The sequence below is a fragment of the Azospirillum ramasamyi genome (assembly GCF_003233655.1).
Lineage (GTDB): Bacteria > Pseudomonadota > Alphaproteobacteria > Azospirillales > Azospirillaceae > Azospirillum > Azospirillum ramasamyi.
The window spans coordinates 31,940-46,246 of sequence record NZ_CP029831.1 but is presented as its reverse complement, the minus strand read 5'-3'; the positions used below and the strand labels follow the sequence as shown (position 1 = coordinate 46,246).

The 14,307-nt window shown below is 68.1% G+C and carries 13 protein-coding genes; 10 read left to right on the top strand and 3 right to left on the bottom strand.

Annotated features, from left to right (window positions below):
* From DM194_RS16860 to DM194_RS16840, 5 genes are all read left to right on the top strand, one after another.
* Complete coding sequence (locus tag DM194_RS16860) at positions 1–564, top strand: isoprenylcysteine carboxyl methyltransferase family protein (protein ID WP_111068754.1); 564 nt, start codon at positions 1–3, stop codon at positions 562–564.
* Positions 565–589: 25 nt separating this feature from the next.
* Positions 590–1,603, top strand: coding sequence for an SDR family oxidoreductase (locus tag DM194_RS16855; protein ID WP_111068753.1), 1,014 nt, complete (start codon positions 590–592; stop codon positions 1,601–1,603).
* Positions 1,604–1,916: 313 nt separating this feature from the next.
* A complete protein-coding gene (locus DM194_RS16850) occupies positions 1,917–2,891 on the top strand; it encodes a C4-dicarboxylate TRAP transporter substrate-binding protein (RefSeq protein ID WP_246024423.1) in 975 nt (324 codons plus the stop codon).
* Positions 2,892–3,015: 124 nt separating this feature from the next.
* Positions 3,016–3,534: a TRAP transporter small permease gene (locus tag DM194_RS16845; RefSeq protein WP_111068751.1), complete on the top strand. Its 519-nt coding sequence runs from the start codon at positions 3,016–3,018 to the stop codon at positions 3,532–3,534.
* Positions 3,531–4,808, top strand: coding sequence for a TRAP transporter large permease (locus DM194_RS16840; RefSeq protein ID WP_111068750.1), 1,278 nt, complete (start codon positions 3,531–3,533; stop codon positions 4,806–4,808). The genes DM194_RS16845 and DM194_RS16840 overlap by 4 nt, the downstream gene beginning before the upstream one ends.
* Before the next feature lie 374 nt (positions 4,809–5,182).
* Here the strand turns inward: DM194_RS16840 and mog are convergent, their stop codons facing one another.
* Positions 5,183–5,737 (bottom strand): molybdopterin adenylyltransferase, encoded by a 555-nt coding sequence (gene mog / locus DM194_RS16835; RefSeq protein ID WP_111068749.1) that lies wholly within the window; start codon positions 5,735–5,737, stop codon positions 5,183–5,185.
* 239 nt (positions 5,738–5,976) lie between these two features.
* On the opposite strand from mog, the gene DM194_RS16830 reads away from it, so the two are divergent.
* The gene (locus DM194_RS16830; protein ID WP_111068748.1) at positions 5,977–7,149 is read left to right on the top strand and encodes an amino acid aminotransferase; all 1,173 of its coding nucleotides are present in this window, start codon (positions 5,977–5,979) and stop codon (positions 7,147–7,149) included.
* A 17-nt stretch (positions 7,150–7,166) separates the two neighbouring features.
* Positions 7,167–7,796: a YitT family protein gene (locus DM194_RS16825; RefSeq protein WP_111068747.1), complete on the top strand. Its 630-nt coding sequence runs from the start codon at positions 7,167–7,169 to the stop codon at positions 7,794–7,796.
* A 22-nt stretch (positions 7,797–7,818) separates the two neighbouring features.
* Here the strand turns inward: DM194_RS16825 and DM194_RS16820 are convergent, their stop codons facing one another.
* Both DM194_RS16820 and DM194_RS16815 read right to left on the bottom strand, forming a co-directional pair.
* Positions 7,819–8,292, bottom strand: coding sequence for a YchJ family protein (locus tag DM194_RS16820; protein WP_111069191.1), 474 nt, complete (start codon positions 8,290–8,292; stop codon positions 7,819–7,821).
* Positions 8,293–8,342: 50 nt separating this feature from the next.
* Positions 8,343–8,984: a TetR/AcrR family transcriptional regulator gene (locus DM194_RS16815; protein WP_111068746.1), complete on the bottom strand. Its 642-nt coding sequence runs from the start codon at positions 8,982–8,984 to the stop codon at positions 8,343–8,345.
* Between the two features lie 126 nt (positions 8,985–9,110).
* Here DM194_RS16815 and DM194_RS16810 point away from each other — a divergent pair, with 126 nt between their 5' ends.
* The 3 genes from DM194_RS16810 to DM194_RS16800 all read left to right on the top strand — a co-directional run bounded on the left by DM194_RS16810 (position 9,111) and on the right by DM194_RS16800 (position 14,301).
* Complete coding sequence (locus DM194_RS16810; RefSeq protein WP_246024422.1) at positions 9,111–10,193, top strand: efflux RND transporter periplasmic adaptor subunit; 1,083 nt, start codon at positions 9,111–9,113, stop codon at positions 10,191–10,193.
* The gene (locus tag DM194_RS16805; RefSeq protein ID WP_111068744.1) at positions 10,190–13,312 is read left to right on the top strand and encodes an efflux RND transporter permease subunit; all 3,123 of its coding nucleotides are present in this window, start codon (positions 10,190–10,192) and stop codon (positions 13,310–13,312) included. The genes DM194_RS16810 and DM194_RS16805 overlap by 4 nt, the downstream gene beginning before the upstream one ends.
* A 287-nt stretch (positions 13,313–13,599) precedes the next feature.
* Positions 13,600–14,301: a protein-L-isoaspartate(D-aspartate) O-methyltransferase gene (locus DM194_RS16800; RefSeq protein WP_246024421.1), complete on the top strand. Its 702-nt coding sequence runs from the start codon at positions 13,600–13,602 to the stop codon at positions 14,299–14,301.
* The last annotated feature ends 6 nt before the right edge of the window (positions 14,302–14,307 follow it).

The following is a 14,307-nucleotide window of genomic DNA, read 5'->3' as shown; positions in this document are numbered from 1 at the left end:
ATGGATTTTTTCGGTTGGCCGCAGGTCATCCTGCTGGCGGTCGCGGCGCAGCGGCTGCTTGAGCTGGTGGTCGCCCGCCGCAACACCGCCCGCCTGCTGGCCGAAGGCGCGCGGGAGGTCGGAGCCGCCCATTATCCGCTGTTCGTCGTGCTCCATGCCGGATGGCTGCTGGCGCTGTTCCTTACGGTGCCGGCCGATGCGCCGATCAATGGCTGGCTGCTGGCTCTGTTCGTGCTGCTGCAGGCCGGGCGGGTCTGGGTGATCGCGACGCTCGGCCGCTTCTGGACCACGCGGATCATCACGCTGGACGGGGCGCCGCTGGTCCGCCGTGGCCCGTTCCGCTGGGTCCGGCATCCCAACTATCTGGTGGTGGCGGGCGAACTGGCGGTGCTGCCGCTGGTGTTCGGCAATGTCTGGGTCGCCGTCGCCGCCACGCTGCTGAACATTCCCCTCACCCGCCGCCGCATCCAGGTTGAGGAGGAGGCGCTGAGCGACCGGCGGGGAACCGGGAGCGATGCCGGTCGTTGGACAGAGTTAAGCGGCGGCGCCCCGCCGGCCGCCTGACGGTTCCATCATCAGGACAATCCCCATGCCCCTTCCGTCCGCCCCAGTCGTTTGCATCACCGGCGCGTCGGCCGGGGTCGGCCGTGCCACGGCGCTGGCCTTCGCCGCCTATCGGCAGGCCTCGATCGGCCTGATCGCCCGCTCCGAAGAAGCGCTGGAGGAGGTGAAGGCGGAGGTTGAGCGGCTGGGCGGCCGGGCACTGGTGCTGCCGCTGGACGTGGCCGACGCCGATGCGCTGGACAGCGCCGCGGAAAGGGTGGAGGAGACCTTCGGTCCAATCGACGTCTGGATCAATGCGGCGATGGTCACAGTCTTCGGCCCTGTCCACGCGGTGACGGCGGAGGAACTGAGGCGTGTGACCGAGGTGACCTATCTCGGTTCCGCCTACGGCATCCAGACGGCGCTGCGGCGGATGAGGGCGCGGGGGCAAGGTACGATCCTGCAGGTCGGCTCGGCGCTGGCCTACCGGTCGATTCCGCTGCAGTCGGCCTATTGCGCGGCCAAGCATGCGGTGCAGGGCTTCGTCGACAGCCTGCGGCCGGAACTGATCCACGACGGCAGCTGGATCGCCCTGACGGCGGTGCATCTGCCGGCGGTCAACACGCCGCAGTTCGGTTGGGCGCGCAGCCACATGCCGCGCCGTCCCCGCCCGATGGGGGCGATCTTCCAGCCGGAGGACATCGCCCGCGCCATCCTGCACGCCGCCGAGAATCCCCGCCGCGAATATTGGCTGGGCGGATCGGCGATGCAGGCCATCCTCGGCAACTTCCTCGCTCCCGGCTTCGCCGACCGCTACCTCGCCAATCATGCGGTTGAGGGCCAGCTGACGGAGGAGCGCGAGATCCCCGGCCGGCCCGACAACCTCTATCACCCCGTCGACGGGCTGCACCGGACCCGCGGCCGTTTCGGCCTGCCGCACAACAGCCTGCGGCTTGCCGCCCCCGGCGGCACCGCCCGCGGCCTGGCGGTCGCCGCCGGGCTGATCCTGGCGGGCGGGCTGGGCTTCGCCATGAGCAGGATGACGCCGCGGCCGCGCTAGGCTTGCTGAACGCGCATGAGAAAAGGGCCGGCATTCCCCTGGGTGCCGGCCTTTCGCTTATGGGGATACCGCTCAAGGGCCGTCCTGCGGGCAAAACGGACATTCCGTCCGAAACGCTATTGCCAAGCCGATTCATACATACTACCATACCAGTGTTTAAACAATCTGGTCATCGGCCATTCCCTTCCCTGCCGGAGTCCCGTGATGCGGGGCGTTGCCGGCACCCCGGCGTCGGGCCGAACACGCACCAGTCGAAGGGCGGTTTCCATGCCGCCGACAGTCCAATTTGCTGGGAGGAAAAGAGATGTCTGTCATGGCGAAGGCCGTGCGCGCGGCGCTGTTCGGTTCGGTGATGTCCCTGGCCTCGTTCGGCGCGTCGGCCGCCGACTACATCCTCAGCGTCAACACGGCGCTGTCGCCGCAGGACCCGCTCTACAAGGGCCTGGAGGAGTTCAAGGCCAATGTGGAAAAGCGGTCGGCCGGCAAGATGAGCGTCCGGCTGTTCCCCGCCTCGCAGCTGGGCAAGGACGAGGATCTGCTGGAGCAGGCGCGCGCCGGCGCGCCCGTCGCGGTGGTGGTGGACGGCGGCCGGCTGGCCGTCTTCGTGAAGGAGTTCGGCGTTCTCGGCGCGCCCTATGTCGCCCAGGGCTATGGCGGCATCCGCAAGGTCGTGACCTCCCCGATGTTCGAGGAGTGGGTGCAGAAGCTGCGCAAGGCCTCGGGCCATCAGGTGCTGTCCTTCAACTGGTGGCAGGGCGAGCGCCACATGCTGACCAACAAGCCGGTGAAGGTGCCGGCCGACCTCAGCGGTGTGCGCGTCCGCACCCCCGGTGCGCCGGTGTGGATGGAGACGATCCGGGCCATGGGCGCCACGCCGACGCCGCTGCCCTGGTCGGAGGTCTACACCGCCATGCAGCAGCAGGTGATCGACGGGGCGGAGGCGCAGGATCCGGCCATCTACGGCTCCCGCCTGTACGAGGTGGCGAAGTACCTGACCAAGACCGGCCACATCAACCTGATCACCGGCATCGTCACCAGCGCCGCCTGGTTCGACGGCCTGCCGAAGGACATGCAGACGCTGCTGCGCGAGGAATCGCTGAAGGCCGGCGACAGCGCCTCGAAGGCGACCGAGGATTCGCTCGCCGACTTCGAGAAGCAGATGAAGGACAAGGGCATGCAGGTCGTCGAAATCGACGTGACGCCCTTCCGTACCGCCACGGCCCCGGTTTACGAGAAGCTCGGCTATGGCGACCTGCAGAAGCAGGTCGAGGCGCTGCTGAAGCAGTAATCGGAGTGGGGGTGTCCTGCCCGGTTCACCCCCTTTCCTCCCGCTCCCCATTCCTGCAACCGACGCTCGCAGCCATCGTCCGCGGTGACGACCCCGGCGGGCCGGACCGGAGCATCCCCTTGCGATGAAATCCCTGTACGTCAAGGCGGAGGCGGTGTTGGCGACGACGCTGCTCGCCGTCATCGTCCTGCTGGTCTTCCTGGCCGGCATCAGCCGCTGGTTCGGCTACCCGCTGGTCTGGTCGGTGGACGTCGCCCAGCTGCTGTTCGCCTGGGCCAGCTTCCTCGGCGCCGACCTCGCGCTGCGCAAGCATGCCCATATCGGCATCGACTATCTGGTCAAGCGCCTGCCGGCGCGGCCGCGCGCGGTGCTGGACATCCTGCTGGCGCTGGTGGTGCTGGCCTTCCTGCTGACCATGGCGGTCAAGGGCTATCAGCTGACCATGCTGAATCTTGAGCGGCAGTTCGGCGACAGCGGCATCAGCTATGCCTTCGTCACGGCGGCGGTGCCGGTCGGCTGCCTGCTGCTGTCCTTCACCCTGCTGGGGCAGACGGTGGCCGCCATCGGCCGGCTGCGCCGCACCCCGCGCCCGATCTTCAACACGCCGTCGGAAGTTCCGCTCGCCGAGGAGGTGATGCCGTGATCCTGCTCGCCGTCTCCTTCTTCGTCCTGATGGGGTTGGGCGTTCCCATCGCCTTCGCCATCGGCATCGCCGGCTTCACGTTCTTCCTGACCAACGGCATCATCCCGATGTCCATCGGGGTGCAGCAGGTCGCCACCGCCTCGCAGAGCTTCCCGCTCCTGGCTGTTCCCTTCTTCGTGCTGGCCGGGCACATGATGAACCGGACCGGCATCACCCACCGGCTGATCGCCTGTTCGAACGTGCTGGTCTCCTGGATGTCGGGCGGTCTGGCGCAGGTCTGCATCGTGCTGTCCACGCTGATGGGCGGCGTGTCGGGCTCCGCCGTCGCCGACGCGGCGATGGAGGCGCGCATCCTCGGCCCGGACCTGATCCGCAGCGGCTATTCCAAGGGCTTCACCTCCGCCGTCATCGCGGTGGGGTCGCTGATCACCGCGACCATTCCGCCCAGCCTGGGTCTGATCCTGTACGGCTTCGTCGGCAACGTATCGATCGGCCGGCTGTTCCTGGCCGGCATCGTTCCCGGCCTCCTGATGATGACCGTGCTGATGGTCACCGTCTGGTGGATCGCCCGGCGACGCGGCTATCGCGCCGCCACCACCCAGCGGCCGACCGCCAAGGCGGTGTGGGCGGCGGTGGTCGACGCGAAATGGGCCCTGCTGTTCCCGGTGGCGCTGCTGGTCGCCATCCGCGGCGGCCTGTTCACCCCGTCGGAGGTCGGTGCCTTCGCCGTCGTCTATGCCGTGCTCGTGGGCTTCTTCGCCCACCGGGAACTGACCATGCAGGGCATGATCGATGCGCTGGTCGAGGCGGTGACGGATACCGGCCTGATCATGCTGATCATCCTGTTCTCGGGCATGGTCGGCTACGCCATCGTCTTCGAACAGGCGCCGCAGAGCATCGCCGCCGCCATGACCGGCCTGACGCGGGAGCCGGCGCTGGTGGTGACGATGATCCTGGTCTTCCTGTTCATCGCCGGCCTGTTCATCGAAAGCACGGTGCTGGTGCTTCTGCTGACGCCGATCTTCCTGCCGATCGTCCAGCCGCTGGGCGTCGATCCCGTGCATTTCGGCATCCTGATGATGACCATCGTCACGCTGGGTTCGATGACCCCGCCGGTGGGTGTGGCGATGTACACGGTGTGCAGCCTGCTGGACTGCCCCATCGAGGAATACATCGTCGAATCCCTCCCCTTCGTCGTGGCGGTGGTGGGTCTGGTGGTGGTGATGCTTCTGTGGCCCGGCCTGGTTCTGTTCGTTCCCAACGCGCTGATGTGAGACCACCGGCAAATGTCACAGCGGGGCGGTCAACAAATCGCCTTGCGGTGCGCCCGAACCGGCCTATATAGGGTGTCGTACGCCAACAACAGAAAGGAGGTGATCTCGTGTCTCATTGTCCGTCTCACTCGTCGTCGAGCGCCAAGGCCGAGGTCTCTTTCTTCGCGAAGGGGATTTCGGTCCGCTAAGGACTGCGCCGTGGTGTCGACGACACACGGATTGACAATGGAAGGGCTGCCGGCAACGGCGGCCCTTCTTTGTTTTTCGGGTATGGGATCCTAAAAGCCCCTCTCCCTTTGCCGCCGCCGATTCGAATGCCTGGGTGTGGCATTGTCGCCGGCTTTTATTCGGTGCGACGAATGGGGATCTTCCCGCTACGACTTCGGGCGGAAGGCGACGCAGACGGCCGGGTCCGTTTCGATGCGGCCGGCGCCGATCAGGTCCAGGCAATAGGGGATCGCGGGAAACACCGCCTCCAGGCAGTCATGGATGGCGGACGGCTTGCCGGGCAGATTGACGATCAGGCTGCGGCCGCGGATGCCGGCGGTCTGGCGCGACAGGATGGCGGTCGGCACCACCCGCAGGCTGACCGATCGCATCAGCTCGCCGAATCCCGGCATCATCTTGTCGCAAACCCGTTCCGTGGCTTCCGGCGTCACGTCGCGCGGGGCGGGACCGGTGCCGCCGGTGGTGACCACCAGATCGCAACCGGCGACGTCGCACAACTCGACCAGGGTCGCAGCGATCAGGTCCAACTCGTCCGGGATGACCCGAACCTCGGCGGTCCAGGGCGAGGCGACGATGCGTGTCAGCTCATCCCGGATCGCCGGGCCGCCCTTGTCCTCGTAGACGCCACGGCTGGCACGGTCGGAGATGGTGACGATCCCGATTTTCACCGGTGCGGGAGTCGCGGCATTGGCGTCGGTCATAATCGATGATCCTTATGGCGTCGGGCTGCGCAGGCGACCGGCGGGTACAGTGCCGGCAGCGCCTTCGTCAGGTGGAAGACCTGCGGGAGTATGGCATAGGCGCCGCGACAATGCGCCGTTGCGATCTTCGACATTGTCGGCGGGGCGGCAAAGGTGGAGGATCGCCGCGGCCGGGCCGGCTTCCCGTTACAACGGTCCGTCATCATCGGCTTTCCAACTCAAGGACCGGACGAACCGCCATGTTCAACGCGCTATCCCGCCAGCCCGACGACGCCCTGCTCGCCCTGATCGGGCTGTACAGGCAGGATCCGCGGCCGGGCAAGGTCGATCTCGGCGTCGGGGTCTACCGTGACGAGGAGGGGCGCACCCCGGTCTTCCGCGCGGTCAAGGCGGCGGAACGCCTGCTGCTCGACGGGCAGGACAGCAAGTCCTATCTGGGGCTGGAAGGCGATGCGCTGTATCTGGAGCGTCTGTGGTCGCTGGTCGGCGGCGATGCCGGCACCAGGGTAGCGTCGGCCGGCGTGCAGACTCCCGGCGGGTCGGGCGCGCTGCGGCTGGCTGCCGATCTCGTCCTGCGCGGCGGTTCGACGCGCGTGCTGGTCGGCCAGCCGACCTGGCCGAACCATGTCGGCATCTTCGCCGCCGCCGGCCTGGAGGTGGTGAGTCATCCCTTCTTCGATACCGCCGGCCAGACCGTCCTGTTCGACAACATGGTCGCGGCTTTTGAGGCGGCGCAGCCCGGCGACGTCGCCCTGCTGCACGGCAGCTGCCACAACCCGACCGGCGCGCCGCTGTCGCTCGACCAGTGGAAGATTCTGGCGGCGGTGCTGGAGAAGCGCGGCGCGCTGCCGCTGGTCGACCTCGCCTATCAGGGCTTCGGCCGCGGGCTGAACGAGGATGCGGAGGGGCTGCGCCACCTGATCGGCGCGGTTCCGGAGGCGCTTGTCGCCGTGTCGTCGTCCAAGTCCTTCGGGCTCTACCGCGAGCGCACCGGCGCGATCTTCGCCGTGGCGGCGACCCAGGGGCCGGCCGAACTCGCCAAGTCGAACCTGATGGCGCTGGCCCGCACCAGCTATTCCATGCCGCCCGACCACGGTGCCGCTGTGGTCCGCACCATCCTGAGCGACGCCGCGCTCACCGCCGACTGGACGGCCGAGCTGGACGGCATGCGCGCCCGCATCGCCGGCATCCGCCGCAAGCTGGCCGCCGGCCTCGCCGAGGCCTTCCCCTCCCTGACCGCGGTGGCGGAGCAGGAGGGCATGTTCTCCCTGCTGCCGCTGACCGAAGCGGAGGTGCTGCGCCTGCGCGCCGACCACGCCATCTACATGCCGACCTCCGGCCGCATCAACATCGCCGGCCTGAAGACGGCCGAGGTCGATGATGTGGTCGCGAAGTTCGCCGCCCTTCGCTGATCCGGGAGACGACGAGGATGGCCGCGACCCTTCAGGCCCCGCCCGCGGCGGGGGAGCGCCACCAGCTGTATGAAGACGCGCTCGCCATGCTGATGGGCACGCTGTTCATCGCGCTGGGGATGCTGATCTATTCGAAGACGATGCTGCTGACCGGCAGCACCGCCGGGCTGTCCCTGCTGCTGAGCTACGTCACCAAGGTTCAGTTCGGCATCATCTTCTTCGTCATCAACCTGCCCTTCTACTGGCTGGCCTGGAAGCGGCTGGGCTGGAAATTCACCGCCCGCACCTTCATCGCGGTCGGGCTGGTGACGATCTTCTCGCGCCTGACCGACCAATGGGTGGGGTTCACCCATCTCGACCCGGTCTATGCGACGGTGGTGGGCAGCGGCCTGTGCGGCACCGGCCTTCTGATGCTGTTCCGCCACCGCACCGGGCTGGGCGGCGTCAACATCCTGGCGATCTACCTGCAGGAGCGCCACGGCATCCGCGCCGGCTATTTCCAGCTGGGCGTCGATCTGGCGATCCTGGCCGGCGCCTTCTTCGTGCTGGCGCCGGACCGGCTGCTGCTGTCGGTGCTTGGCGCTGCCATCGTCAACCTGACGCTGGCGATCAACCACAAGCCGGGACGCTATCTGGGGATGAGCTGAGGTTCGGCTGCGGGCGTCGAGGTCAGCGCCCGCAGCAGGCCTTGTGCTTGCGCCCAGACCCGCAGGGGCAGGGATCGTTGCGGCCGACCTTCACCACGCGGCGCGGCGGGTCCTTGGGATTGAGCACGCTGTCGACATAGAGCCAGCGGCCATCGATCCGGCGGAAGCGCGACCGCTCATGCACCGGCCAGTCCTCCCCGTCGCGGCGGAAGGTCAGGAAGAACTCGACCATGCCGTCGTCGCCATTCTCTTCCGCCTTCATCACGGTCAGCGGTCCCCATTCGCACTCCTCCGCCACGCGGACGGCATCGTCACGGCTGAACGCGGCGTGGGTCTCCGGCGCGCAGCTGCGCTCGATATGGTCGATGTCGTGGCGGACGAAGGCCGTGTAGCGGGACCGCATCAGCGCCTCGGCGCTGGGGGCGGGCTCCCCGGCCAGGATCGGGCAGCAGCAAAGGTCGAAGTCGCGGCCGGAACCGCAGGGGCAGGCGGACATGGACAGGCATTCCATCGCAGAAAAATCGAGGCGGCGAAAATCGGGGCCGGCTATCGTGTAGCAGGTGCCACGCCGTGCAGGAACAGGTCGATCGCCTTGTCGACGAAGGCGTAACGCTCCTCCTCCGTCGGCCGGGGGCAGAGGCCAAGCACCAGTTGGCAGTATGAGCCGCCCTGAAGGACCGCCAGGAACTGCCGGGCGACGAAGGCTGGATCGTCGGTCGCGATCACGCCGCGCTCGGCCAGGCGGGTGAACAGAGCGACGAAACTGGCGATGCCCTGCTCCGGCCCGGCCTGGAAATACAGCTGTGCCGCCAGCGGCATCCGCGTGGCCTCCCCCGCCACCGACTGGTGGACACGGATCGCCGCCTCCGACCAGACCAGATCGACGAAGCGGCGGCCGACCTGGACCAGGATTTCGCGCAGCGGCAGGCCGTCGAACATCTCCGCTGCGAAGCGCAGGCCGCGCCGTTCGCATTCGGCGGAGATCACCGCCGTGTACAGCTCCTCCTTCGACGGGAAGCGGGTGTAGAGCGTGGTCTTGGACACGCGCGCCTGCTGGGCCACCTGATCCATCGAGGTCGCGGCGTAGCCGAGTTCAAGGAACACCTCGCGCGCGGCGGCGAGGATCTGCTCCGCCTTCGCGTCATGGGCAGCGGGCGCGGTCGGTTGTTTCTGCTCCAATGACTGCACTGAACTGTACCGTTCACTCTTGACGTTGCCCGGAGGCCGGAGTAGGACGGTAGCAGTACGATACAGTCCAGTCCAGTGTGGAGACGTGGTATGGCCCAATTCCGCGAAAGACGGTTTGCGTCCACAGTGACGGCGACCGCCGCGATGCTGGCGGTGGCGGGCCTGCTAACCGGCTGCAACGAGACGCATTCGGCGTCCGCCCCCGCGGAGGCCGAGGTGCGGCCGGTCCGCGTCGCCACGGTCGCGCTGGAACCGCTGGTCGACAGCGTGCGCTATCCGGCGGTGATCCGCCCGCGGGTGGAGGCGGATGTCGGGTTCCGCGTCGGCGGCAAGGTGACGGCCCGGCTGGTGGAGGTCGGCACCCGAATCGAACCCGGCATGCCGCTCGCCCGTCTCGACCCCACGGACCTGGAGTTGCAGATCCGCGCCGCGCAGGCGCAGCTTGCCGCCGCCCAGGCCGACGCGGCCAACGCGCGCAGCGATTTCCAGCGCTACGCCAGCCTGCGACAGGGCGAATGGACGACCCGCCAGGAATACGACCGCCGCAAGACGGCCCTCGACAAGGCCGATTCGAAGGTGCGGGAGGTGGAGGCGCAGCTCCGCGTCCTCAACAACTCCGCCCAATATGCGACGCTGGCGGCGGACGAGGCCGGCATCGTCACCGCGACGCTGATCGAGCCGGGACAGGTCGTGGCATCCGGCCAGACCGCCCTGCGCGTGGCCCGGCTGGGGGCGCTTGAGGCGGTCGCCAACATCCCCGAACAGCAGGTGGGCGCCCTGCCCAGCCAGCAACTGTCTGTGGAGCTTTGGTCCCATCCCGGCCGGAGCATTGCCGGCAGCTTGCGCGAGGTCTCGCCCAGCGCCGATGCCGGCACCCGCACCTTCCAGGCGAAGATCGCGCTGGTCGATCCGCCGCCGACGGTCCAGCTCGGCATGACCGCGACCGTCATCGCCGCATCCGATCATGGGGCGCCGGTCGCCCGCCTGCCCTTGAGCGCGCTGACCCAGCACGAGCAGAAGCCGGCGGTCTGGGTGCTGTCCGCGCCGGATGACCGGCTGGAACTGCGCCCCGTCACCGTCGCCGCCTATGCCGGCGATCTCGCGCTGATCGGCGGCGGGCTGAAGGACGGCGAGCGTGTCGTCACCGCCGGCGTCCACAAGCTCGATGCCGGGCAGAAGGTCCGCGTCTGGACGGAGCCGGCGCGATGAACCACTCCCGCATGAACCTGTCGGCCTGGGCGCTGGCGCACCGCACGCTCGTGCTGTTCATGATGCTCGCCAGCGTGCTGGCCGGCGCGCTCGCCTATGTGAATCTCGGCCGGGTGGAGGATCCGTCCTTCACCTTCAAGGTGATGGTGGTGCGTACCCAATGGCCCGGCGCCACCGCGCGCGAGGTGGAGCAGTTCGTCACCGACCGCATCGAGAAGAAGCTGGAGGAGGTGCCCTATTACGACGTCTCCCGCAGCTATTCCAAGCCGGGCGAGTCGGTGGTCTTCGTCCAGCTGAAGGACTACACCCCGCCGAAACTGGTGGCCGACCTGTGGTATCAGGTGCGCAAGAAGATCGGGGACATCGCCTATACGCTGCCCGACGGTGTGGTCGGTCCCTTTTTCAACGATGAGTTCGGTGACGTCTATTCCGCCATCTACGGCTTCATGGGCGAGGATTTCACCCCGGCCCAGCTGAAGAAGGTGGCGGAGCAGGCGCGTGCCCGCCTGCTGAAACTGCCCGGCGTCGAGAAGATCGACCTGATCGCCCCGCAGGAGGAACGCGTCTATGTCGAGATCTCCAGCCAGCGGCTCGCCAGCTTCGGCCTGCCGGTGGAGTCGGTGATCCAGGCGTTGCAGCGCGAGAATGCCATCGCCGCGTCCGGCGATGTCGATACCGGATCGCAGCGGGTCTATGTCCGCCTCGACCTCGGCCTCGACACCGCCGCGGCGGTGCGCGCCATCCCGGTGGAGAGCGGCGGGCGGCTGCTGACCATCGGCGACGTGGCGGAGGTCAAGCGCGGCTATGTCGAACCGCGCCGCTACACCCTGCGCTACAACGGCCGCGACGCCATCGGGCTCGGCGTCGTCATGGCGAAGGGCGGCAACGTCCTGACGCTGGGCGAGCAGCTCGACGCCGCGATGGAGAAGATCAAGGCCGAGCTTCCGGTCGGGCTGGAGGTGGCGCAGATCGCCGACCAGCCGACGGTGGTCGAGAACTCGGTCGGCGAGTTCATGAGGTCGCTGGCGGAGGCGCTCGGCATCGTCATCCTGGTCAGCCTCGTCAGCCTGGGCTGGCGCACCGGCATCGTCGTGGCGCTGGCCGTGCCGCTGGTGCTGGCGATGACGCTGGTGGCGATGCAGATCCTGCACATCGACCTGCAGCGCATCTCGCTGGGCGCGCTCATCATCGCGCTGGGCCTGCTGGTGGACGACGCCATCATCGCGGTTGAGATGATGGTGGTGAAGATGGAACAGGGATGGGACCGGCTGAAGGCCGGCGCCTTCGCCTACACCTCCACCGCCTTCCCGATGCTGAGCGGCACCATCGTCACCGCCGCCGGCTTCGTCCCGGTCGGCTTCGCGGCGTCGGCGGCCGGCGAATACACCAACTCGATCTTCTGGGTGGTGGCGTTGTCGCTGATGCTGTCCTGGGTGGTGGCGGTGATCTTCACCCCCTATCTCGGCTGGCTCCTGCTGCCCAAGCCCAAGCATATGGTGCCGGACGGGCACGAGCTGGACATCTATAACACCCGCGGCTACCGCATCCTGCGCCGGATGATCGAGTCCTGCGTCCGCGCGCGCTGGCTGACCATCGGCGTGACGGCGGCGGCCTTCACCGCGGCGCTGGTCGGCTTCGGTCATGTGCAGCAGCAGTTCTTCCCCTCCGCCAGCCGGCCGGAACTGCTGATCGACATCCGCCTTGCCGAAGGCTCCTCCTTCGAGGCGACGGCCGCCGAGGTGAAGCGGATGGAGGCGGTGCTGGCCCAGGACCCGGACGTCGATTACTGGGTCGCCTACACCGGCGGCGGCTCCCCGCGCTTCTACCTGCCGCTCGACCAGCAGTTGGAGGCCGCCAATTTCGCCCAGTTCATGGTGATGACCAAGGGGCTGGAGGAACGCGAGCACTTCATGCGGCGGCTGGAGCCGACGCTGGAATCAGACTTCCCGGCCGCCCGCGTCCGCATCAGCCGGCTGGAGAACGGCCCGCCGGTCGGCTATCCGGTGCAGTTCCGCGTCACCGGCGACGACCCGGCGACCATCCGCAAGATCGCCTATCAGGTGCGCGACGCCATGCGCGCCCACCCCAACACCGCCAACGTCCATCTGGACTGGGACGAGCTGTCCAAGCGCGTCCGGCTGGAGGTGGACACCGCCAAGGCGCGTGCGCTGGGCGTGTCGAAGCAGGATTTGTCCAACGCCCTGCAACTGCTGCTGAACGGGATGCCGGTCACCCAGTACCGCGAGGGCACCGAACTGATCGGTGTCCTGCTGCGCACCACGCCGGAGGAGCGGGCGGACCTGTCGCGGCTGGGCGAGCTGAACATCCGCACCAGCCGCGGCACCACCGTGCCCTTGAGCCAGGTCGCCAGCGTCCACTACGAATTGGAGGAACCGGTGCTGTGGCGCCGGGGCCGCGAGACGACGATGACCATCAAGGGCGACGTGACCGGCGGGCTGCAGGCCCCGGTGGTCAGCACCCAGCTGAACGGGCAGCTGAACGCGCTCCGCGCCACCCTGCCCGACGGCTACGCCATCACCATGGGCGGCGCCATCGAGGAAAGCGCCAAGGGCCAGGACTCGATCAACGCCATGATTCCGGTGATGCTGCTGATCATGGTGACCACGCTGATGCTGCAGCTGCAGAGCTTCTCGCGCGTGTTCATGGTCCTGCTGACGGCGCCGCTGGGGCTGATCGGCGTCACCGCCTCGCTCCTGCTGTTCAACCTGCCCTTCGGCTTCGTCGCCATGCTGGGCGTCATCGCGCTGGCCGGCATCATCATGCGCAACTCGGTCATCCTGGTCGACCAGATCGAGCAGGACATCCGCGGCGGCCGGTCGCGCTGGGACAGCATCGTGGAGGCGACGGTGCGCCGGTCCCGTCCCATCGCCCTGACCGCAGCCGCGGCGATCCTCGCCATGATCCCGCTGACGCACAGCGTCTTCTGGGGGCCGATGGCGGTCGCCATCATGGGCGGTCTGGCGGGCGCCACCGTGCTGACGATCTTCTTCCTGCCGGCGCTCTACGCCGCCTGGTTCCGCGTGCCCCGGCCGGAGACGGAGGAGGCGGAGAACAACGCGCCGAACGGCGCGCTGCCGAATCCGGCGCTGGGGGATTGATGCCCAACTCTTTGGCTCAAGCTTGATCGAGGTCAAGGGATGCCCCCTGCGGTCCATGCGAGGGTGCCTCCACAATCGATCTCCCGATTGCATCATCACCGCTGATGAACCTCTTTCGTACTGTGACCTGGCGCCCGGCGGCATCGGCCTCCGGGCGTTTTTTTGTTGAGCCCTATCGGGTTCGCACCGGTGCGGAGAATGGAACGCCGCCGCCTCCCACCTGTTGGGCCATCGAGCGGCAGTTCGCCGGCAATCGGCCGCCTTGTTCCTGCCCCGGGGAGAAAGCCGTGGCCAACGTCAATCGCCAGCGCCAGCGGATGGTCGACATCCAGATCGCCCGCCGCGGCATCCGCGCCGAATCCGTCCTCGACGCCATGCGCGCCGTCCCGCGCGAGCATTTCGTCGCGCCCGAACTGGCGGAATTCGCCTATGAGGACTCGCCCCTGCCCATCGGGGAGGAGCAGACGATCTCGCAGCCCAGCGTCGTCGCCGCGATGATCGAGGCGGCGGAGGTCGGCGCGAACGACAGGATGCTGGAGGTTGGGGCGGGTTCCGGCTATGTCGCGGCGCTGCTGGGGCACATCGCCCGTCAGGGCCGGGGCCGCGTCTTCGCGGTCGAACGGCACCCCAGTCTGGCCCAGTCGGCACGGCGCCACCTGCAGGATCTGGGCTTCGGCGACGTGACGGTGCTCACCGGCGACGGGACGCGGGGCTGGCCGGAGGAAGCGCCCTTCGACGTCATCCTGGTGTCGGCCGGCGGGCCGGAAGTGCCGAAGGCCCTGATGGACCAACTCGCCATCGGCGGGCGGATGGTGATCCCGGTCGGCGCCCGCCGTGACCAGAGGCTGGTGAAGGTCGTCCGCCGTGGTGAGAGCGAGTTCGAGCGGGAGGAGCGGGACCGCGTTTCCTTCGTGCCGCTGATCGGCGCCCAGGGCTGGGCGGACGACGGCACGCGGTCAGCCGACAGCCCCGATTTCGGGGCTGCCTGACGTCCT